Origin of the sequence: Nocardia farcinica (assembly GCF_001182745.1) — a bacterium.
GTDB classification, from domain to species: Bacteria; Actinomycetota; Actinomycetes; order Mycobacteriales; family Mycobacteriaceae; genus Nocardia; species Nocardia farcinica.
The window spans coordinates 458,654-479,550 of the sequence record NZ_LN868938.1 but is presented as its reverse complement, the minus strand read 5'-3'; the positions used below and the strand labels follow the sequence as shown (position 1 = coordinate 479,550).

Genomic DNA, 20,897 nt, shown 5'->3' with positions numbered 1-20,897 from the left:
AGTCACCGATGACCACCGTGCATCCCGCACCGGCGCCCACCGCCGCCGATTCCGGCGCCAGCGCCACCGACCGCTTCAAGAACGACAAGGCCGTGGTCGCCGACACCCCGCCCGAGCGGGTGGATCTGCTGGCCCGCGAGGTGCTCTCGGCGGTGCACGAGACCATCCGCAAGCACCGTGTCACCTACGCCGAGTACAACGCGCTCAAGGCGTGGCTGATCGATGTCGGCGAGACCGGCGAATGGCCGCTGTTCCTCGACGTGTGGGTCGAGCACGTGGTCGAGGACGTCGCGACCTCGCACCGTCGCGGCAACAAGGGCACCATCGAGGGCCCGTACTACGTCCCGGGCGCGCCGGAACTGGGCGCGAAGGCGACCATTCCGATGCGCGAGAACGAGGACGGCACCCCGCTGGTGTGGACGGGCCGGGTCACCTCGGTGGACGGCAGCCCGCTGCCCGGCGCCCGGATCGAGCTCTGGCACGCCGACAGCGACGGCCTCTACTCACAGTTCGCGCCCGGCATCCCGGAGTGGAACCTGCGCGGCACCTTCGTCGCCGACGACGAGGGCGGCTTCGAGATCCGCACGATCCGCCCGGCGCCGTACCAGATCCCCACCGACGGCGCCTGCGGCAAGCTCATCGCCGCCGCCAACTGGCACGCCTGGCGCCCGGCCCACCTGCACGTCAAGGTGAGCGCGCCCGGACACGAAACCCTCACGGCGCAGCTGTATTTCCCCGACGACGAGCACAACGACGACGACATCGCCTCGGCGGTGAAGCCGGAGCTGATCCTGGACCCGCGGCCGGCCGCCGATGGCGAGCAGACCATCGACTACGGGTTCGTGCTCGACCCCGCGCAGCCGTAACCGTTCACCGACCGTCAGCGGCGCGGATGCCGGGCCGCGCCCTGCCCAGAGGAGTACTCACCCATGCTGTTCCATGTGCGGATGGATGTCCGCATCCCCCACGACCTGCCCGCCGACACCCGCGCCGAGATCGTGGCGCGGGAGAAGGCCTACAGCCAGGAGTTGCAACGGGCCGGGAAATGGCCGCAGCTGTGGCGCATCGTGGGTGAGTACTCCAACTTCTCGATCTTCGACGTCGAGTCCAACGACGAACTGCACGAACTGCTCTCGGGGCTGCCGCTGTTCCCCTACATGGACATCCACGTCACCCCGCTGGCCACCCATCCGTCCAAGGTCGCGGGGGTCTGAGGGTGGCGGTGCTGCGCACGCCCGCCGGTCCGGTGGGCTACACCGACGACGGGACCGGCCCGGCCCTGGTGTTCGTGCACGGTTTCCTCTTCGACAAGCGGATGTGGGCGCCGCAGGTCGCCCGGTTCACCGCACGCGGATACCGGGTGATCACGGTCGACATGGTGGGGTTCGGGGCGAGCACCGCGACCTCGGCGACGGTGCCGATGGGCGCGCACAGCGCCGCGCTGGCCGCCGTGCTGGCCGCGTGCGACGTGGACACCGTTGTGCTGACCGGGTATTCGATGGGCGGGCAGGTGGCGCTGGATTTCGTCGCCGCCCACCCCGGACGGGTGCGCGCGCTGGTGCTGTCGGACACGTTCGCCGGTCTCGACAGCGCCGAGGTCAAGGCATCCCGGTTCGCGTTGGCGGATCGGCTGGCGGCCGACGGCGTGGCGGACTACGCCGAGGAATTCCTGCCGCTGGTACTGAGTCCGCGCACCGTCGCGCAGCGGCCCGCGGTGGCCGAGCGGGCCCGCACGATGATGCGCGCGGCCGATCCGGCGGGGGCCGCCGCCGCGCTGCGCGGGCGCGCCGAGCGGCGCGACTACACCGGCGTCGCGCGCACACTCGACGTGCCGGCCCTCGTGATCGTCGGTGCCGAGGACCAGTTCGACCGGGGCGTGCTCGGCGCCGATCTCGCCGCGACCATCCCGGACGCCCACCTGACCGTGATCGACGAGGCCGGACACACGCCGAACATGGAGCGGCCCGAGGCGTTCGACGACGCCCTCGCCGCGTTCCTGGACTCGCTCACCCGCGTCGGATAGCCCCATCACCGGCGCCGCGCCGCCACATCCCGACCCGGCCCGGCTACCGCCCGCCCGGGCTCAGGCCCCGCCCCGACCTCGGGCGGGGCCGTTCGTGTTGCGCAGATCCTGCTCGATCCGCGCGGCCGCCGCCAGCAGCGGCGGAACCAGATCCGCCCGGATCGAGGCGACGCTGTGCCGGGTCGCCTGGGTGGAGATGTTCACCGCGGCGATCACCGTGCCCGCGCGGTCGCGGATCGGGGCGGCGACCGAGCGCAGCCCCTCCTCGAGTTCCTGGTCGACCAGCGAATACCCTTGCGCGCGAACGGCGTCCAGTTCCGCACGCAACGCCGCCTCCGACACCGTGGTGTGCGGGGTGCGCGGCGCCAACGTGGTCGCGGCCAGATAGGCGTCGAGTTCGTCGGGGGTCAGCCCGGCCAGCAACACGTGACCCATCGACGTGGCGTAGGCGGGGAAGCGGGTGCCGATGTCGATGCGGACCGTCATGATCCGCGAGACGGCCACCCGTGCCACGTAGACGATGTCGGCGCCGTCGAGCACCGAGACCGACGACGACTCCGCCACCGTGCGCGAGAGCTGCTCGAGGTGCGGCTGCGCCACGTCCGGCAGACCCATGCTCGACAGGTAGGCGTAGCCGAGCTCGAGCACCCGCGCCGTCAGCGCGAAGTTCTTGCCGTCGGTGCGCACGTAACCGAGATCGGCCAGGGTGAGCAGGAATCGGCGCGCCGCCGCCCTGGCCAGACCGGTCCGCCGGGCCACCTCCGACAGCGTCAGCTCGGGATGCTCGGCGTCGAAGGCGCGGATGACGGCCAGACCGCGATCCAGCGACTGCACGTGGTGCGCGCCCCGTTCGCCGTCCTGTGCTGCCACCATCCCGCATCCTCTCGCCGCCGATTCCCCGACCGGCGTTCACGATACGCCCAGGTGTGCGCGATATCGGTGGTCAGAGCCCGAGCAGTTCGGCGGTCTCCTCGCCGAGCGCGGGTCCGAGGGTCATGCCGCGACCGCCCGGCCCGGTGATCACCCACACGTGCTCATCGGCGCGCGCCCGCGTGACGATCGCCGCCGGGTCGACACTCTGGCTGTACACCCCGGCCCAGCGCCGTACCACCGGCGGCAGGGTGCGGCCGAGCAGTTCCTCGGTGACCGCGGTGAGGTGTTCGTAGGGCGCCTCGTCGACGTCGAAGGCGAACGGCTCGGTGTATTCGTGGGTGTCGCCGATGGTGAGCCCGCCGTGCAGGCGCTGCACGCACAGCAGCTGCATCTTGTGCTCGGCGGCGGTGGCGGCCTGGGACTGCTCCCGCTCGAGCGCTTCGACCGCGGGCCCGGCGAAACCCGGGTAGTAGCGGAAGCTGTCGCCGTCGGCGATCGAGGTGGTCAGCGGCTCCCCCAGCGGCGCGGTCTGCATCATCTGCAGGCGCACGCGGCGCACGGGGATCTCGCCGACCAGTTCGCGGACCAGCCCGGAATGCGTGGCGCCGGGGCAGACCAGCACCAGATCACCCGCGTGGACGCGGCCGTGGTCGTCGAGAACCGTGGCCGATGAGCCGGCCACGGACCTGGCCTCGGTGGCGGGGTGGAAGGTGTAGCGCCCGGTGCCGGTGAGGTAGGCGCGCAACGCGGGCAGCGCCTGGCGGGATTCCACCGCGGCGTCGGTCGCGCAGTGCAGGCCGGCCAGATACGTGCCGCGCAACGCGGGGTTGAGCGCGCGGACCTGTTCCGGCTCGAGCAGGCGGAACCCGCGCGCGTCCGCGGAGGCCCCCGCCGCGGCGGCTTCGGCGACGGCCAGTTCCTCGGGGGTGCGCACCAGCGTGATCGAGCCGTTGGCACGGAATCCGATGCCGGGCACCTTGCCGCCCAGTTCCTCCCACAGCTCCCGGGAACGCAGGGTCGACGCGAGTTCGTGCTCGGCACGACCCGACACCCACACCAGACCGAAGTTCCGCACGGTCGCGCCGCGCGCTTCCGGTTCCCGTTCCAGCTGCACCACCTCGTGTCCGCGGCGCACCGCGGCCAGCGCGTGCGCGGTGCCGAGAATGCCGCCACCGATGATCGTTACTCGCATGACGCCAGGATGCCGAATGGTCTAGACCTATGCGCGTCCCCGCCGCGAACGGCACGTGAACAATTGGTATAGACCAGTACCGCGGCATCGGTGGCGGCGTTGAGCGGCAACCTGCTCGGCTTGGGTCAGGGTGCGACGGCGCAGCGGGTCCGTCCGGCGGGCGGACCGGTCAGGGCGGCGGCGATGTCGTCGAGCGGCAGCGGCTCGGCGACCAGTTCATGCCAGGGGTAGGTGCCCACCGTCGCCGCGAGGAAGTCGACGGCGTCGGTCAGGTGCCGCGGCTCGTAGTTGTGCACGCCCGCGATGCGCAACCAGCGGCGCACCACCCGCTCCGCGTCCAGCGGGACCGGCGGACCGGGCGCCACCGAACCGGCCAGCACCAGCGCCCCGCCGATGTCCAACCGGGTGAGCGCATCGGCGATGGCGGCGGACGAGCCGGAGAAGTCGAACGCGGCGTCCACCGGCAGGCCGTCGTCGGCCCCGCCGCCGAAGCCCGCCGCCAACGCCGCCCGCGCGGCGACGACGTCGCGTACCGCGACGTGCGCGCCCCGGTACGCGCAGGCCGCGGCGGCGGTCAACCCGAGCATGCCCGCCCCGTAGACGAGCACCCGCCGCCCGGCCAGGTCACCGGCCGCCTCCAGCGCGGCCATCACCGTGGCGGTCGCGCAGGCGGCCGGGGCCGCCACCGCGTCGGGCACCGCGTCGGGCACCGCCACCGTGCGCACGCCCGCGGGCAGGACGAGATGGCGGGCGTAGGAGCCCGACAGCGGCCAGTCGCCGTCGAAGGCCTCGTGCCCGACCTTGCGCACGGACAGGCATTTGGCGGTGCGGCCCGCGCGGCACCGCGCGCACCGCCCGCACGCCGCCGTCACCGACCACACGACGCGCTGTCCCGGCGCGCCGTGCCCGGCCCGCGGCGTGGTGGCCACGATCTCGCCGACCGCCTCGTGCCCGAGCACCGACGGGCACGGTGCCGCACGCCGGCCCGCGACGGTGTGCAGGTCGCTGCCGCACACCGTGGCGAGGCGGACCCGTACCAGCGATTGGCCCGGCGCCAGGCGCGGCACCGGCACGTCGCGGACCGCGACCCCGGCACCGGTCCACACCGCCGCGCGCGTCACACCACCTGGGAGCGAATCCATCCGGAGAGCCTTTCGATGAAGTAGACGAGCGCGAAGACGACGAGCACGATCGCGCCGGCGACGCCGAACTCGAGCGTGCGGATCGACTCGAACAACAGGTAACCGATCCCGCCCGCGCCCACGATCCCCAGGATCGTGGAGGTGCGGATGTTCACGTCGAGCAGGTAGAGCGTCGAACCAACCAGCGCGGGCACCGCCTGCGGAATCACCGCCGCCACCAACGTCTTCCACCAGCCGCCGCCGAGCGCGCGGACCGCCTCGAGCGGGCCCGTGTCGATCTCCTCGACGGCGTCGGCGACGAGTTTGCCGAGCAGCCCGACCGAGCCGATGGCCAGCGCGCAGGTACCCGCGATCGGCCCGAGGCCCAGTGCGGCGACGAAGATCACGGCCAGGATCAGCTCCGGGATCGCGCGCACGACCAGGATCCAGGCCCGCGCCGCCCAGTACACCGCCGGATGCGGAGTCACCGTGCGGGCGGCGAGGATTCCGACGGGCACCGACAGCACCGCCCCGATCGCGGTCGCCACCACGGCGATCGCGACCGTCTGCCAGGCCGCCTCGAGCAACTGCGGGCCCAGCGCGGCGAAATCCGGCGGCAGCAGCCGCCCGAACACCTCGACGGCGGCGGTAGGCCAGGTCAGCAGTTCCACCGGATCGACGTCGAGCACCACCAGCGCGGCCACCGTGGCCGCCACGGCGATCGCGCCGAAGGCCGTGCGGGCCGCCCTGGCGGCCCGGGGTCCGAGAGACTCCGGACTCAGCAGCACCCGCCGCGCGAGGATCGCGAACACCTCCATCGCCGCGATGATCGCCAGGATCACCGCCACGATGCCCAGCGCGCGGGGATAGGCCAGCCCGCGCAACGAATCCTGCAGCGCGAAACCGATGCCGCCCGCGCCGACGAAGCCGAGCACCACCGAGATCCGCAGGTTGATGTCGACGCGATAGACGAACGTGCCGATCCAGGACGGGACCGTCTGCGGCACCACGGCGTGGATCATCTCGCGCAGGTACCCGGCGCCCGCCGCCCGGGCGGCCTCGCGCGGGCCGGGATCGGTCTGCTCGATCGCGTCGGCGAACAGCTTGCCGAGCATGCCGATGGAGTGCAGCGCCAGCGCGAGAATGCCGGGCAGCACACCGATGCCGAGCGCGCGCACCAGCAACGCCGCGAACAACAGGTCCGGCATGGCCCGGCAGAAGGTGATGATCCCGCGCGCGATCGCCGCCACCGCCGGGTGCGGGGTGGTGTTGCGTGCCGCCAGGAACGCCAACGGCATCGAGGCCAGTGCCGCCAGCACGGTGCCAAGCACCGCCATCAGCAGCGTCTCCACCGCGAGCGCCCAGATCCGCGGCGGATCGTCCAGTCGCGGCGGCAGCATCCGCTCGAGCAGCGCGGCCATGTCGTCGAGACCGTCCAGCAGGGTGGCCGGGGCGAAATCGATCGACCAGGCCGAGATCAGGGTCAGCACGAGACCGCCCACCCCGAGCAGCCGCAGCAGCACCGCCCGCACCCGCTCGGCCCGCGGCGGCGAGCCGGGCAGGACGGGCCCCGGTGTGGTGAGCGTCGCGGTCACAGCGCCCCCGCGGCCAGTCCGGCGGGCGCCGACCGGGTGACCTCGGCCCGCTGGTAGATCGCCATGACCTCGTCGCGGGACAGCCCGGCGGCGGGCCGGTCGAACACCTTGCGGCCGTCCCGCAATCCGATCACCCGGTGCGCCCAGCCCAGCGCCAGGTCCACCTGGTGCAGCGTGCACACCACGGTCAGGTTGTCCTCCAAGCAGATCCGGAACAGCAGATCCATCACCACCCCGGCGTTCTCCGGATCCAGCGAGGCGACCGGCTCGTCGGCCAGCACCAGCTTCGGGCGTTGCATGAGGGTGCGCGCGATCGCCACCCGCTGCTGCTGCCCACCCGAGAGCGTGTCGGTGCGCCGGTGCGCCAGATCGGCCAGCCCGACCCGGTCGAGGTGCGCGACGGCCTCCGCGCGCATCCGCTTCGGGTAGGTCAGCGCGCCGTAGCGCGGCAGACGCAGCCGGGCCAGCCCGCCCAGCAGCACGTTGTCCAGGCACGACAACCGCCCGACGAGGTTGAACTGCTGGAAGACGAACCCGATGTCGCGCCGCAGCGCGCGCACGGTGGCCCGCGGCGCGGTGTCCACCCGCGTGCCCGCCACGGTCACCGCACCGGAGGTCACCGGGTGCAGGCCGTTGAAGCAACGCAGCAGCGTCGACTTGCCCGAGCCCGACAGACCCAGCAGGACGACGAGTTCACTGCGGTGCACGGAAATCGATACCGCATCGAGCGCCAGGATGGCACCGAAGCGCTTGGTCACCGCCTCGGCGTGCAGCACCACCTCGGCGCGGGAATCGGCGGACACGTCGCTCAGCCCGCGCACTTGTCGGAGCGGGTGACCTCGCAGACGTGCCGCACACCGTCGTAGTCGCTGTCGGCGGCGGGCACCACGCCCCAGGCGCGTTCGTCGGTGATCCGGCACTCGCCCGTGCACAGGCCGGCGCCGCGCAGGTGGTCGGCGTTCACCTTCTCGGTGAACAGCGTCCGCAGTTTCGCGACGGTCTCCGCGCCCAGCGCGTCGGCGGCGGCGAACACCGAGCCCGCGATGGTCTCGGACTTCCACACCGTCTTCAACTGGCCCGGCGCCAGGTCGCCCTTCTCGACGAGGGTCTTGTCGACCATGGTGTCGAAGGCGAAGCCCGCGTCGCAGTCACCGGCGGCGATCGAGAGCGCCGAGGCGTCGTGCCCGCCCGCGTAGATCGGCGTCAGCCCCTTGGACAGGTCGGCCTCCGCGCCGGAGGCGATGACCTTCTGCTCGATCAGACCCGCGGTGGGATAGAGGAATCCGGAGGTCGAGCTGGGATCGACGAAACACACCTTCTTGCCCGCGAAGTCGGCCAACGACTCGATCGCGGCGTTGTCGGAACGGGCCAGGCCGTAGGACTGATAGCCGGGCTTGCCCCCGGGTTCCTGCACGACCGCACCCAGCGGGGTCATCTTCGCGCCGTTGACACCGGCGACGACGTAGGCGAACGGGCCGAAGAACGCCATGTCGACGTTGCCCGCGATGATGCCCTCGACCACGCCCGCGTAGTCGGACGCCTGCACGAAGTCGATCTTCGCGCCGGTCTCGCGTTCGAGCAGCGCGATGACGGGATCGTAGCTGGCCTTCAGGTCGGTCGAGTTCTCGGCCGGGATGGCGGCCAGGGTCAGGGTCTCGGGGAAGCCCCTGTCGTTGATCGCGCGGGAGTCCGCGCCGGAGCCGGAACAGGCCGACAGCGCGAGGGCGAATCCGGCCAGCAGCGAGACGAGCGGGCGGGAGCGGCGGATGTTCATGCGAAGTTCCTTGCGGTGGAAGAGGTTTCAGGCGGGCAGCAACAGGGCGGGCAGTTCGGCGACGGAGTCGAGCACGTGGGTGGCCCCGGCGCGGCGCAGCGTGTCCGCGTCGTGGGCGCCGGTCAACGTGCCGGCCAGGATGGTGGCGCCGGCGCGGCGGCCGGATTCGATGTCACCGGCGGTGTCACCGGCCACGGCGACCCGGCGCACGTCGTCGACCCCGGCGCGCAGGACCGCCGCCAGCACCAGGTCGGGCATGGGCCTGCCGCGACCGGCATCCGGTGGGGCGAGGGCGAAGTCGGCGAGGGCGCGCCAGCCCAGGACGTCGAGGATCCGGTCCTGGGTGGCGGAGCTGAAACCGGTGGTCAAGGCGACGGTGAGCCCCCCGTCGCGCAGCGCGGCGATCGTCTCCGCCGCGCCGGGTAGGGCCTGCACGCCGCCGTCCTCGACGAATCGGGCGTAGGCGGCCTCGAACGCGGCATTGGCGCGCCGGGCGCGCTCCTCGTCGGCGAACAGCGCGCGGAACACCGCGATCTTCGACTGGCCCATGGTGTCGAGCACGTAGCGGCGCGCGTTCTCGCGTTCCGCGCCCTCCGGCGGCAGGCCCGCGGCCGTGGCGGCTTCCTCGAAGGCGCGCGTGACGAGGCCGTCGTCGGTGACGGTGGTGCCGGCCATGTCCAGCACGGCCAGAGCGATATCGGTCATCTGAGTCCCAGTCCGTAAGGGGTGAACGGAAGTTCGGCGCCGGTCGGCCACGGGTCCGCCGGCGCCGCACCCCACGATGGCGATTGGTATAGACCATCCGTCGACGGTCGAGCGAACCGCAGGTGAACTCTTGGTATAGACCAAAATCCGGCTATGCTGGGTCGAGTGACCGCCCGCGCCGAACCACGCGTCCTCAAGCACCAGATCGTGCGTGCACAGGTGGACAAACTCCTCGACGAACTCGACGAGGGTGACCCGGTACCCTCCGAACGCGAGCTCGCCCTGCGCTTCGACGTGGCGCGCGAGACCGTCCGCCAGGCCCTGCGCGAACTCCTGCTGGCCGGGCGCATCCAGCGGCGCGGCCGCGCCACCGTCGTCGCCGGGCCGAAGTTCGTCCAGCCACTGGCGTTGGGCTCCTACACCGAAGCCGCACTGGCGCAAGGACATCGGGCCGGGCGCATCCTCGTCGGCTGGACCCGGCTGACCGCCGACCCGGCGCTGGCCGGCGACCTGCACATCGCCGAGGGCGATCCGGTGATCCAGCTCGAGCGCGTGCTGACCACCGACGACCTGCGCGTCGGCCTCGAGACCACCCGGCTGCCCGCCTACCGGTACCCGGAACTGGTCGAGACCTTCGACCACACCGCCTCGCTGTACGCCGAGATCCGCCGCCGCGGCATCGTTTTCGACCGGGCGGTGGACACCATCGAGACGACGCTGCCCGACGCCCGCGAGGCCGCGCTGCTCACCGCCGACGCTCGCACTCCGATGTTCCTGCTCAACCGCGTCTCCTACGATCCCGACGGCGTTCCGATCGAGCACCGCCGCTCCCTCTACCGCGGTGACCGGATGACCTTCACCGCCGTCCAGACGCGCGACCACTGATCCGGTAACCACGCCGCACCTGATCGGTCGGCTTGACACATCGTTGTGTTTTTACAACACTTCGATATATGAGCCCAGTGCGACGGGGGGAAACCCGCCCGATCTACAACCGCATCGCGGTACTGCGCGCCGAACGGTCGCTCAGCCGCGCCGCGCTGGCCGAACTCATCGAGGTGAACCCGCAGACGGTGGGCGCGCTCGAGCGCGGCGACCACTATCCGAGCCTGGATCTGGCGCTGCGCATCTGCGAGGTGTTCGGCCTGCCGGTGGAAGCGGTCTTCTCCCGCACCGAGTTCACGCCGCTGTCGGCCGAGATCTACGGCCGTGAGAACCGAGGAAGGTGATCGGCATGTCCGCGACCAACCTGCTCGAGAACTATCAGGCCTACCGCACCAGGAGATTCCTGCAGAACGAGGCGATCACCGGCCGCTGGTTGCCGGGCTGGCGCACCAGGACGCGCAGGCGCGCGCTCGTGATCGCGCTGGCCGTCGAGTTCGCGGCACTGATCGCGATCGGCGCCATCTGCCTGGCGTCCATGACGATCGGACCGCTGCTGTGGCTGGTGGCCTGTGTGCTCTTCCTGCCGACCTGGACGATCCTGCAGGTGGTCTCGAGCAGGCAGAGCGACGCTCCCCGCGACGCGCTGGACGAGCGGGAGATCGCCGAGCGCGACAGCGCCCGCTCGATCGGGCTCACCATCACCCAGACATTGGCGATGCTGCCCGCGTTCGTCCTCATCGTGGCGAGCTCGTTGAACGAGACGAATCCCGGCTTCGGCTACGCCTGCGGGCTGTGGATCGTCACCGCCCTGCTGATCGGCGGGTGCTCGCCCGCGATGATCCTGGCGTGGAACCGCCCCGACCCGGACCCCGAGGACTCCGGAATCGCCGGCGCCGTGCGCTGAGCGCACCGCGCGGCATGGCATCGGAACGACTGCCTCGGCACGGATCGACGCGGTCCGCGAGACTTCCGCTGCCGCGTTTCAGCCCCCGCGGACGCGGGCATGCCGTCGACATGCCCCGCTCCCCGCAGCCCGCGGTCGCCGCGTCCAGCCGGTGGACCGGCGACGACGGCATCCGCTACCCGAGCGGCGACACCCACGCCTGGCTCCCCGGCACCAACCAGACGGTCTGTGGCGTGCCGCTGTCGCGAGCGCGGCTCGCGCGCTTCCCCCACGTGCCCTGGGGTGAGGCGCTGTGGCTGGCCGACACCGGGGACCGGCGGGTCGTGCTGTGCCGCCGGTGCACCGCGGCGACCCGCTCCGAGCGGCGCGGCTGGCAGCGGATCGATCCACGGCCGTGACCGGTCTCGTTTGCCCGGCTCCCGCTCGGGTAGCCGACACGAGCCGGAGCACGATCGAGACGAAAGGGTGCACATCGTGGCCGAGACCGAGGTGGATCAGGCACTGTGGGACGAGTTCCACCGGCTGGTCAACATGTCCTCCCGGCAACTGGGCGACTGGCTGCGCACCGAGGGCGCGGGCCCGCGCAGCGAGACCGAACCGGACCACGCCGGGCCCGAGCTGGGTCGGCGCATCCTGGCGGTGCTCGGCAAACGCCGCACCGATCTGAGCGCCGACGACATCGAGGTGATGCGCCGCGCCGTCGACGAGATCACCGCCGCGCGCGGCGCCGAGGACGACGGCGAGCCCCGCGCCGGCTCCGACGAGTGGCGGCGACGCTTGATGTCACTGGGCCACGATCCGCTGCAACGCGGGTGAACACGCGCTGAACAGCGCCGAGCGGGTCCCGGATCGACCTTCCCGGCACGGGCCGGATCGGGTTGGATGGGGCGCATGGCTGACCCGGATTTCGTTGCACCGCAGGTCTCTTCCCCGTCGCCGGACACCGGTCCGGCCCGACCCCGCGGCCACGGCATGCTGGCGGCCGCGATCGTCGTCGCCGGTCTCGGCGGCGGCCTGCTCGCCTGGCACCCGTGGGACGAGAACACCGTGCAGCAGCCGGCGAAGGACCCCCATCGAATCACCGTGCAGAAGGTCGGTGAGCAGCGCGAGTCGGGTAATTCCGACGCGACGCGGCCGGTCTACTGCCTCACCAACGAGACCGGTGGCCTGTACTGCCTGGTGATGCCCGACCGGTACACGATCATCGAGCCGGAGACGCGCTGACCCGAGCAGCGACATCCGGAACCCCGACATCCGGAACCCCGTCCGTTCGTTCCCCTTTCACCATAACGCGCACGGGGGGCCTTGCGGCAAGGCCCCCGTCGTGCTGCACACTGTGCGGCCGACGCCGGCACAGAAGGACCGGCCGGTCGCGTACCCGCGCACCGGTCGCCGGCCGGAAAACCCTCGAGTGAAATGGGACGACTGACGTGATCGATGTGATCATCGCGGGTGGCGGACCGACCGGCTTGATGCTGGCCGGCGAACTGCGCCTGCACGGTGTGCGCACGGTGGTACTGGAGAAGGAGCCCACCCCGAACCAGCACTCCCGCAGTCGGGGCCTGCACGCGCGCAGCATCGAGGTGATGGACCAGCGCGGGCTGCTGGAGCGGTTCCTCGCGCACGGCGAGCAGTTCCGGGTCGGCGGGTTCTTCGCCGGGCTGGCCGCCGAATGGCCCGCCGACCTGGACACCGCGCACTCCTACGTGCTCGCGATTCCCCAGGTCGTCACCGAGCGCCTGCTCACCGAGCACGCCACCGAACTCGGCGCCGAGATCCGCCGCGGCTGCGAAGTGGCCGGGTTGGATCAGGACGCGGACGGGGTGACCGCCGAGCTGGCCGACGGCACGCGGTTGCGCGCCCGGTACCTGGTCGGCTGCGACGGCGGACGCTCGACCGTGCGCCGTCTGCTCGGGGTCGACTTCCCCGGCGAACCCACCCGGGTCGAGACGTTGCTGGCCGACGTGCGGATCGACGTGCCGGTCGAGACACTGACCGCGGTGGTCGCCGAGGTGCGCAAGACCCAACTGCGATTCGGGGCCGTCCCGGCCGGCGACGGGTTCTTCCGGCTGATCGTGCCCGCGCAGGGCCTGTCCGCGGACCGCGCCGCACCCACCCTCGACGAGCTGAAGCGATGCCTGCACGCGACGGCGGGCACCGATTTCGGCGTGCACTCCCCGCGCTGGCTGTCCCGCTTCGGCGACGCCACCCGGCTCGCCGAGCGCTACCGCACCGGGCGGGTGCTGCTGGCGGGCGACGCCGCCCACATCCATCCGCCGACCGGCGGCCAGGGCCTCAATCTGGGCATCCAGGACGCCTTCAACCTCGGCTGGAAGCTCGCCGCCGCGATCGGCGGCTGGGCGCCGCCGGACCTGCTGGACAGCTACCACGACGAACGCCATCCGGTCGCCGCCGAGGTGCTGGACAACACCCGCGCCCAGATGACGCTGCTCTCCCTCGACCCCGGCCCGCGCGCGGTGCGCAGACTGATGGCGGAGCTGGTCGAGTTCCCCGACGTGAACCGGCACCTGATCGAGAAGATCACCGCGATCGCCGTCCGCTACGACCTCGGCGACGGCCACGACCTGGTCGGTCGACGGCTGCGCGACATCCCGCTCACCGAAGGCCGCCTCTACGAGCGGATGCGCGGCGGCCGCGGGCTGCTGCTCGACCGGACCGGACGGCTGTCGGTATCGGGCTGGTCCGACCGCGTCGACCACCTCGCCGACCCGGGCGCGGCGCTCGACGTCCCGGCGGCGCTGCTGCGCCCGGACGGGCACGTCGCGTGGGTGGGCGAGGACCAGGACGATCTGCTCGCCCACCTGCCCCGCTGGTTCGGCGCCGCCACCTGACCGCGGAAGCGCCTACCCGTCCGCGGGGAGCCGAAGGTGCGGCCACCGCGCCAGATCGGCGAGCAGCTGCCGATCGTGGGTCGCCACCACCACCGCCGCCGCGGTCTCGCGCAGCGCGGCGGTCAGCTCGTCCACCAGCGCCGCCGACAGGTGGTTGGTCGGCTCGTCGAACAGCAGCACGTTGGGCCGGGCGGCGAGCCGCACGGCCAGGTGGAGCCGACGCTGTTGCCCCTGCGACAACCGCCCGACCGGGGTGTGCCGTGCGCCTTTCTCGAGCAGACCGGTCGCGGCCAGCGGCAAGGGCGCGATGCCGTCGTTCAGCTCGAGACCGCGCACGTGGCGCTCGTAGAACTCCTGCGCGGTCGGCTCGGGATCCCAGTCCGGCACTTCCTGACCGACCAGCGCCACCCGCGCCGTCGCGTGATGCCGGACGTCGCCGGTGGTCGGCGCCAGCTCGCCGGCGAGCACGGCCAGCAGGGTCGATTTGCCTGCGCCGTTACGTCCGGTCACCAGCAACCGCTCCCCCGCCGCGAGCGCGAGCGTGACCGGCCGGGCCGTCCGCCCCGCGACCGCGACCTCGTCGGCCCGCAGCAGCGGAGTGCCCGCGCGGGCGGGCAGTTCCGGGAACCGCAGGCGCAGCGGCGGTTCGGGCACGGTGACGACATGGGCGTCCAGTTCGGCCTCGCGGCGCCGCAGCGCCTGCACCACGCCGGGCGCGCGGGACTGCCGCTGATGCTTGCCGTGGCCTTTGTCGGGCCGCCACCCGGTGCTCAGCCGCTCGCGCGCACCGGCGACGGCCTCGCGCAGCCGCGCCCGCTCGGCGAGTTGTTCCTCGTGGTCGTGTTCCCAGCGCTCGCGGGCGCGGCGGCGACCCTCCTGCCACCCGGCGTAGCCGCCGGCGAACAATTGCGGCCGCCCGTCCCGGCTCGGGTCGAGGTCGAGGAATTCCTCGGCGACCGCGCGCAGCAGTGCCCGATCGTGGCTGACGACGGCGAACCCGCCGGGATGGGCGCGCAGGCGTTCGGTGAGGAAATCCAGGCCGTCGCGGTCCAGGTGGTTGGTCGGCTCGTCCAGCAGCAGGATGTCGTGGGCGGCGCCGAGCAGGCAGCCGAGCCGGACCCGATGGCGTTGTCCCACCGACAGTGTCGCCAGTGGCCGCGCCCGGTCGGTGCAGGCGCGCAGCGCGGCCAGGGCGATGTCGACGCGTCGCTCCGCGTCCCAGGCGTCCAGCCGGGTCGCGGCATCCAGCGCCGCGCCGTAGGCATCGTCGGCACCCGCTGCGCCGGGGCGATGGTCTCGGCGACGAGATCGCCCACGGTCTGGCCCGCGCGGAACGGGATCGCCTGCCGGGCGACACCGACGGTGCCGGCCCGGGTGACGGTTCCGCTGTCGGGCGCGCGCAGCCCGGCGAGCACGTGCAGCAGCGTGCTCTTGCCGCGCCCGTTCTCACCGACCACGGCCAGCCGGGAGCGCGCGGACACGGTGACCGACACGTCGGCCAGCACGGTCCGCGCCCCGAGGGTGACGTGGATCGAGGTGGCTCGCAGGTGCGCGCCCGCGCCGGCCGGTAGCGGGTCGCCGGTGGCGGTAGGGGCATCGGAGGTGGACAGGCCGCAACGGCCCGTGGAGGAAGCAGACACTGGAACTCCGCAGCTCGAGAAGGAGCCGGGACAGCGGAAGACCGCCCGGCGGGACTACCCGGACGGCGGCTGAGGGGAATCGAGGTATCGGGTCGCCGCCGTCAGCGGAGCGACCAGGGCCTCGTCATCGCGGTGCCTGTGAACACGCGCCCGACTGTATCGCTCGGCCGAGGCGCGGCAACGGGATTTTCCGGTATCCGGCGCCGACCCGCCCGACCTGCCGTGGTTCCGCGCGGCACCGGGGTACGGTCGAGCGACACGTCAGCGGTGTGGAATGCCGGAGCCGATCAGGAGTCGCCATGCCTTTGTCGCACCCCTCCTTTCCGCAGGATCCCGGGCCGAGCGAGGTGGCCGTCAATCCCGTCTTCACTCGCGAACCGGTGTCGGTGCCGCGGGATCGGCTACCCGCGGGCGAACTCGACGCCGATATCGCCTACCAGGTGGTGCACGACGAGTTGATGCTCGACGGCAACGCCCGGCTGAACCTGGCCACCTTCGTCACCACGTGGATGGAGCCGAGCGCGCGGGTGCTCATGGCGGAGTGCTTCGACAAGAACATGATCGACAAGGACGAATACCCGCGCACCGCCGACCTCGAGCAGCGCTGTGTGCGCATGCTCGCCGACCTCTGGCACGCCGCCGATCCCGCCCACGCCACCGGCTGTTCGACCACCGGTTCCAGCGAGGCGTGCATGCTGGCCGGGCTGGCGTTGAAACGGCGCTGGCAGCACCGGCGCCGGGCGGCCGGGTTGTCCACCGAGCGCCCGAATCTGGTGATGGGAGCCAATGTTCAGGTCTGCTGGGAGAAGTTCGCCGACTACTGGGATGTGGAAGCCAGGCTGGTGCCGATGGCAGGCGACCGCTTCCACCTGACCGCGGAGGCGGCGCTGCCGCACTGCGACGAGAACACCATCGGCGTGGTCGCGGTGCTCGGCTCGACCTTCGACGGCAGTTACGAACCGGTCGCCGAGATCTGCGCCGCGCTCGACGAGCTGGAACGGCAGCGCGGCTGGGACATCCCGGTGCACGTCGACGGCGCCTCCGGCGCGATGGTCGCACCGTTCTGCGACCCGGATCTGGTGTGGGACTTCCGGTTGCCGCGGGTCGCCTCCGTCAACACCTCCGGGCACAAGTACGGGCTGGTGTACCCCGGGGTGGGCTGGGTGGTGTGGCGCGACGCCGCGGCGTTGCCGGAGGATCTCATCTTCCGGGTCAACTACCTCGGCGGCCAGATGCCCACCTTCGCGCTGAACTTCTCCCGCCCCGGCGCGCAGGTCGTCGCCCAGTACTACACCTTCCTGCGGCTGGGTCGCAGCGGCTACACGCGGGTCCAGCAGTACTGCCGCGACGTGGCGACCCGCCTCGCCGACCGGATCGCCGCCCTGGGCGCGTTCCGGTTGCTCACCGACGGCCGCCAGCTGCCGGTCTTCGCGTTCACCCTCGCCGAGGGCGAAACCGGCTACTCGGTGTTCGACGTCTCCGCCGCGTTGCGCGAACAGGGTTGGCTGGTGCCCGCCTACACCTTTCCCGCCGACCGCGAGGACCTGGCCGTCCTGCGCATCGTGGTCCGCAACGGATTCAGCCACGACCTGGCCGACATGCTGCTCGACGCCCTGGCCGCCGTCCTCCCCCGCCTGCGCGCCCAGGACCGGCCCCAGCACGGCCCGGACACCGCCACCTTCGCCCACGGCGCCCAGGCCCCGAGGGGCCACTGACCCGGCCGGGATTCAGGCGCTGATGCCCGCGGTGAGGATGGCGGCGAGTTCGCGGTAGGCGTGGGCGTCGTCGAGGCCGGTGCTCGCCCGGACCCCACCCTGCTGGATGCGGACCATCATGGTGGCCACGAGGTCGGCGGCGAAGGCGGCGTGCACGTCGCGGAACTCGCCGCGCGCGACGCCGTCGTCGACGAGTTCGCGGACGCGGCGGGCCGCGATCCTGGTGTTGCGCTCGTAGACCTCACGAGCGGGGGCAAAGGTGTCCAGGTCGGCCATGAACCGTTCCGATGCGCCGGCCAGGGTGGTGCCGACCGCGGACAGGTAGGCGGTGATCTGCTCACGGGCGCTGTCGATGTCCCGGATGCGGGACTCGACGTCGTCGGTTGCGCGCCGGAAGAAGTGCACGGTCGCGGCCTTGACCAGCTGTTCCTTGCTGTCGGCGAGGGTGTAGAGGGTCGACTTGGAGCAGCGCAGCCGCCGGGCGATCTCGTCGAGGGTGAGGTGGGCGAAGCCCTCGGCGAGGAACAGGTCGACCAGCGCGTCGAACAGCTGGGTGCGACGTCTGGTCGCGAAACCCGCGGTGGTGAGCCCTGACATGGGGTCGATGGTACTGGAGAGCGCCTTGCAGTACTGTCGCGCGAATAGTACTGTGATTGGTAATCCAGTACTGTTTCCCGTTGCCCACCGAGGAGAGATCGTGGCCGTCGACCGTCTGCTGCCCACCGAGGAGGCGCGCGAGCTGATCCAGCTCACCCGCGACATCGCCGACAAGGTCCTCGCTCCGCAGGTCGACGAGTGCGAGAAGACCGAGACCTATCCGGCCGGGGTGTTCGCGACGCTGGGCGAGGCGGGGCTGTTGAGCCTGCCCTACCCGGTCGAGTGGGGCGGCGGGGGCCAGCCGTACGAGGTGTACCTGCAGGTGCTCGAGGAACTCGCCGCGCGGTGGGCGGCGGTCGCGGTGGCGGTCAGCGTGCACAGCCTGTCCTGTCACCCGCTGCTGGCGTTCGGCACCGACGAGCAGCGGCAGCGCTGGCTGCCGGAGATGTTGAGCGGCAGCACCATCGGCGCCTACAGCCTGTCCGAGCCGCAGGCCGGTTCGGATGCCGCGGCGCTGGCGTGCAAGGCCACGGCGGCCGAGGGCGGGTACCGGATCGACGGCACCAAGGCGTGGATCACCCACGGCGGGGTCGCCGACTTCTACACCCTGTTCGCGCGCACCGGCGAGGGGGCGCGCGGCGTCTCCTGCTTCCTGGTCGACAAGGACACCGAGGGGCTGTCCTTCGGCAAGCCGGAGGAGAAGATGGGACTCACCGCGGTGCCCACCACCTCCGCGCACTACGACAACGCCTTCCTGCCCGCCGAGCGCCGCATCGGCGCGGAGGGCCAGGGCCTGCAGATCGCCTTCAGCGCCTTGGATTCCGGTCGCCTCGGTATCGCGGCCGTGGCCGTCGGCCTGGCACAGGCCGCCCTGGACGAAGCGGTCGCCTACGCGCAGGAACGGACCGCCTTCGGCCGCAAGATCATCGACCATCAGGGCCTGGGCTTCCTGCTCGCCGACATGGCCGCCGCCGTCGATTCGGCCCGCGCCACCTACCTCGACGCCGCCCGCCGGCGCGACGCCGGACTCCCCTACTCCCGCCAGGCCTCCGTGGCCAAACTGGTGGCCACCGATGCCGCCATGAAGGTCACCACCGACGCCGTGCAGGTGTTCGGCGGCTACGGCTACACCCGCGACTTCCGCGTCGAACGGTTCATGCGCGAGGCCAAGATCACCCAGATCTTCGAAGGCACCAACCAGATCCAGCGTCTGGTGATCGCCCGCTCACTCGCCACCCGCTGACCGGAAGTTCGACGAGCGCGGGAGCATCGCCGGCGGCGCCATCGCCCTCGGGCACCCGATCGGCATGATGGGCGCGTCGTGCCGCACCTCGCGCTCGAGCGCGGCCGCACCCGTGCGGCGGGGCGGACAGGGTGATGTGCTGCTGGTCCACGCCTCGTGACGATCGAGCGACCACCATCACGCGGGGGAAGTTTGCGTCCCCGTCCCGGCCTGGGAATCATCGGTGGAGAGGAGAATTTCCACCCCCGGCCGAGAACGGACCCATGGACACCCACTCGCGCACCTCGCCCGGACCGCTGGCCCGATGCTGGAACCTGCGGCCCTGGCGCGCCCACCCGCTGCTGCGTCGCAGCGATCGGGCGATCGCGTGGCTGGTGTGCTGTGGGCTGCTGCTGGCCGCGCTGATGATTCCCGTCGCGGCCACCGTGGCCGCCCATGCGCACCAGGCCGCCACCGTCTCGGCCACCGAAGCGGCCGCCCGCCTGCATCCGGTGCAGGCGACGCTCGAGCAACCCGCCGCGATCCCCAACGGCTTCGACGGCAGGCCGCTCACCCCGGTGCGCTGGTCCGAACACGGCGCGACGCACCGGGCCGAGGTCTTCGTCCCGGCCGGTTACCAACGCGGCGAAACGATCGAGATCTGGGTGGACGGCGACGCCCGACCGGCGCAGCCACCGCTGGGGAGCTCGGCGATCCTGCTGGATTCGATCCTGCTCGGCCTGTTGGTCTGGGCGAGCGTCACCAGCGTGTCCGGTGTGCTCGTCTACGCGGTGACCCACCGCATCCGGGCCGGCCAGCTGGACCGCTGGGCCACCGAGTGGGCCCGGGTGGCGGCGGGCCGGCATCCCTGACCAGAACATTCAGCCGATCGGTTGAACATTGCGCCGCGCGCGTGCATACTCAACCATGTGGTTGAACATGACACCGAGACGCTGGACGCCCTGTTCCACGCCCTGTCCCACCCGACCCGGCGCGCGATGCTGCGACGGCTGGCCGACGACGGCGAACGCAGCGTCGGCGAGCTGGCCGAGCCGTATGCGATCACGCTGGCGGGCGCTTCCAAGCACATCCAGGTGCTCGAGCGCGCGGGACTGGTGCGGCGCACCGTGCACGGCCGGGTTCATGTCTGCCGCCTCGACGCCCGGCCGCTCCGGGACGGCGCCGAGTGGATGCGCTATTACGAGCGCTTCTGGACCGAGCGGCTCGACCGCCTGGAAACCCTGCTGCGAAACGAGGACGACGCATGACCACACCCCAGATCTCCGAGTACGGCACCCTGGTCGAACCGCGCACGGTGCGGCTCGAACGCCTGCTGCCCGGCCCGATCGAGCGCGTCTGGCGCTACCTGACCGAGGCCGAGCTGCGGCGATCGTGGCTGGCCGACGGTGCGATGGAGCTGACCGACGGCGGCCCGGTGGAGCTGATCTTCCGTAACTCCGAGCTTTCCACCGCCGACGATCCCGCGCCCGACGAGTACGCGGCCGAACACCGGATCCGCGGCGTGATCCTGGCCTGCGAGCCGCCGCGACTGCTGCGCTACACCTGGGGCGACGAGAGTTCGGAGGTGACCTTCGCGCTCGAGCCTGCCGGCGATCAGGTGCGGCTCGAGGTCACCCACACCAAGTTGCCCGACCGCTCGGCGCTGCTCAGCGTCTCCGGCGGCTGGCACAGCCACCTCGACCTGCTGACCGCACGGCTGGCGGGACGGGAACCGGAAGCGTTCTGGCCCAAGCACGCCCGGCTCCGGGAGGAGTACGAGCGCCGGTTCGCGGAGTAAC

Annotated in this window: 23 protein-coding genes and 1 pseudogene; 15 read left to right on the top strand and 9 right to left on the bottom strand. The window is 71.9% G+C overall.

Annotated features, from left to right (window positions below; all coding sequences use genetic code 11):
- Positions 1-8 precede the first annotated feature (8 nt).
- From catA to AMO33_RS02515, 3 genes are all read left to right on the top strand, one after another.
- Positions 9-866, top strand: coding sequence for a catechol 1,2-dioxygenase (gene catA, locus AMO33_RS02525; protein WP_060590213.1), 858 nt, complete (start codon positions 9-11; stop codon positions 864-866).
- Between the two features lie 63 nt (positions 867-929).
- A complete protein-coding gene (gene catC / locus AMO33_RS02520) occupies positions 930-1,214 on the top strand; it encodes a muconolactone Delta-isomerase (protein WP_011210056.1) in 285 nt (94 codons plus the stop codon).
- A gap of 2 nt (positions 1,215-1,216) precedes the next feature.
- Entirely contained in the window at positions 1,217-2,023 is an 807-nt protein-coding gene (locus tag AMO33_RS02515) for an alpha/beta fold hydrolase (protein ID WP_060590211.1), read from the top strand.
- Positions 2,024-2,083: 60 nt separating this feature from the next.
- On the opposite strand, the gene AMO33_RS02510 is transcribed toward AMO33_RS02515, so the two are convergent.
- The 7 genes from AMO33_RS02510 to AMO33_RS02480 all read right to left on the bottom strand — a co-directional run bounded on the left by AMO33_RS02510 (position 2,084) and on the right by AMO33_RS02480 (position 9,283).
- Positions 2,084-2,896, bottom strand: coding sequence for an IclR family transcriptional regulator domain-containing protein (locus AMO33_RS02510; RefSeq protein WP_060590209.1), 813 nt, complete (start codon positions 2,894-2,896; stop codon positions 2,084-2,086).
- 70 nt (positions 2,897-2,966) lie between these two features.
- On the bottom strand, positions 2,967-4,088 hold the full coding sequence (locus AMO33_RS02505) for a TIGR03364 family FAD-dependent oxidoreductase (protein WP_060590207.1): 1,122 nt from the start codon (positions 4,086-4,088) through the stop codon (positions 2,967-2,969).
- A 125-nt stretch (positions 4,089-4,213) separates the two neighbouring features.
- Positions 4,214-5,230: a zinc-binding dehydrogenase gene (locus AMO33_RS02500; RefSeq protein WP_060590205.1), complete on the bottom strand. Its 1,017-nt coding sequence runs from the start codon at positions 5,228-5,230 to the stop codon at positions 4,214-4,216.
- Positions 5,206-6,804, bottom strand: a complete 1,599-nt coding sequence (gene phnE, locus AMO33_RS02495) for a phosphonate ABC transporter, permease protein PhnE (protein ID WP_107103078.1) — start codon at positions 6,802-6,804, stop codon at positions 5,206-5,208. The genes AMO33_RS02500 and phnE overlap by 25 nt, the downstream gene beginning before the upstream one ends.
- Complete coding sequence (phnC, locus tag AMO33_RS02490) at positions 6,801-7,607, bottom strand: phosphonate ABC transporter ATP-binding protein (RefSeq protein ID WP_373368874.1); 807 nt, start codon at positions 7,605-7,607, stop codon at positions 6,801-6,803. The genes phnE and phnC overlap by 4 nt, the downstream gene beginning before the upstream one ends.
- A gap of 5 nt (positions 7,608-7,612) precedes the next feature.
- Positions 7,613-8,578, bottom strand: a complete 966-nt coding sequence (locus tag AMO33_RS02485) for a phosphate/phosphite/phosphonate ABC transporter substrate-binding protein (RefSeq protein WP_060590203.1) — start codon at positions 8,576-8,578, stop codon at positions 7,613-7,615.
- A 27-nt stretch (positions 8,579-8,605) separates the two neighbouring features.
- Positions 8,606-9,283 carry a phosphonatase-like hydrolase gene (locus AMO33_RS02480; RefSeq protein ID WP_011210064.1) on the bottom strand — a complete coding sequence of 226 codons (678 nt, stop codon included), beginning with the start codon at positions 9,281-9,283 and terminating at the stop codon, positions 8,606-8,608.
- Between the two features lie 153 nt (positions 9,284-9,436).
- Here AMO33_RS02480 and AMO33_RS02475 point away from each other — a divergent pair, with 153 nt between their 5' ends.
- The 7 genes from AMO33_RS02475 to AMO33_RS02445 all read left to right on the top strand — a co-directional run bounded on the left by AMO33_RS02475 (position 9,437) and on the right by AMO33_RS02445 (position 13,924).
- Positions 9,437-10,168: a GntR family transcriptional regulator gene (locus tag AMO33_RS02475; RefSeq protein WP_011210065.1), complete on the top strand. Its 732-nt coding sequence runs from the start codon at positions 9,437-9,439 to the stop codon at positions 10,166-10,168.
- Positions 10,169-10,236: 68 nt separating this feature from the next.
- A complete protein-coding gene (locus AMO33_RS02470) occupies positions 10,237-10,512 on the top strand; it encodes a helix-turn-helix transcriptional regulator (protein WP_011210066.1) in 276 nt (91 codons plus the stop codon).
- 5 nt (positions 10,513-10,517) lie between these two features.
- The gene (locus AMO33_RS02465) at positions 10,518-11,072 is read left to right on the top strand and encodes a hypothetical protein (RefSeq protein ID WP_060593252.1); all 555 of its coding nucleotides are present in this window, start codon (positions 10,518-10,520) and stop codon (positions 11,070-11,072) included.
- A 110-nt stretch (positions 11,073-11,182) separates the two neighbouring features.
- On the top strand, positions 11,183-11,470 hold the full coding sequence (locus AMO33_RS02460) for a hypothetical protein (protein ID WP_011210068.1): 288 nt from the start codon (positions 11,183-11,185) through the stop codon (positions 11,468-11,470).
- 76 nt (positions 11,471-11,546) lie between these two features.
- Positions 11,547-11,888, top strand: a complete 342-nt coding sequence (locus tag AMO33_RS02455) for a DUF3140 domain-containing protein (RefSeq protein ID WP_011210069.1) — start codon at positions 11,547-11,549, stop codon at positions 11,886-11,888.
- Between the two features lie 75 nt (positions 11,889-11,963).
- Complete coding sequence (locus tag AMO33_RS02450; protein WP_240327385.1) at positions 11,964-12,296, top strand: hypothetical protein; 333 nt, start codon at positions 11,964-11,966, stop codon at positions 12,294-12,296.
- Between the two features lie 206 nt (positions 12,297-12,502).
- Positions 12,503-13,924: a rifampin monooxygenase Rox gene (locus AMO33_RS02445; protein ID WP_011210071.1), complete on the top strand. Its 1,422-nt coding sequence runs from the start codon at positions 12,503-12,505 to the stop codon at positions 13,922-13,924.
- Between the two features lie 12 nt (positions 13,925-13,936).
- On the opposite strand, the pseudogene AMO33_RS02440 reads toward AMO33_RS02445, so the two are convergent.
- Positions 13,937-15,534, bottom strand: a pseudogene (locus AMO33_RS02440) (ABC-F family ATP-binding cassette domain-containing protein).
- Between the two features lie 329 nt (positions 15,535-15,863).
- Between AMO33_RS02440 and AMO33_RS02435 the strand changes: the two are divergent.
- Complete coding sequence (locus tag AMO33_RS02435) at positions 15,864-17,279, top strand: glutamate decarboxylase (RefSeq protein WP_060590199.1); 1,416 nt, start codon at positions 15,864-15,866, stop codon at positions 17,277-17,279.
- Between the two features lie 12 nt (positions 17,280-17,291).
- Here the strand turns inward: AMO33_RS02435 and AMO33_RS02430 are convergent, their stop codons facing one another.
- Positions 17,292-17,876 carry a TetR/AcrR family transcriptional regulator gene (locus tag AMO33_RS02430; protein WP_060590197.1) on the bottom strand — a complete coding sequence of 195 codons (585 nt, stop codon included), beginning with the start codon at positions 17,874-17,876 and terminating at the stop codon, positions 17,292-17,294.
- 100 nt (positions 17,877-17,976) lie between these two features.
- Between AMO33_RS02430 and AMO33_RS02425 the strand changes: the two genes are divergently transcribed.
- The 4 genes from AMO33_RS02425 (at position 17,977) to AMO33_RS02410 (ending at position 20,896) form a co-directional block, all read left to right on the top strand.
- Positions 17,977-19,119: an acyl-CoA dehydrogenase family protein gene (locus AMO33_RS02425; RefSeq protein WP_060590195.1), complete on the top strand. Its 1,143-nt coding sequence runs from the start codon at positions 17,977-17,979 to the stop codon at positions 19,117-19,119.
- A 263-nt stretch (positions 19,120-19,382) separates the two neighbouring features.
- Positions 19,383-19,970: an Rv1733c family protein gene (locus tag AMO33_RS02420; protein WP_060590193.1), complete on the top strand. Its 588-nt coding sequence runs from the start codon at positions 19,383-19,385 to the stop codon at positions 19,968-19,970.
- Between the two features lie 57 nt (positions 19,971-20,027).
- Positions 20,028-20,366, top strand: a complete 339-nt coding sequence (locus AMO33_RS02415) for an ArsR/SmtB family transcription factor (protein WP_011210083.1) — start codon at positions 20,028-20,030, stop codon at positions 20,364-20,366.
- Positions 20,363-20,896 (top strand): SRPBCC family protein, encoded by a 534-nt coding sequence (locus AMO33_RS02410; protein ID WP_060590191.1) that lies wholly within the window; start codon positions 20,363-20,365, stop codon positions 20,894-20,896. The genes AMO33_RS02415 and AMO33_RS02410 overlap by 4 nt, the downstream gene beginning before the upstream one ends.
- Position 20,897: the final 1 nt, after the last annotated feature.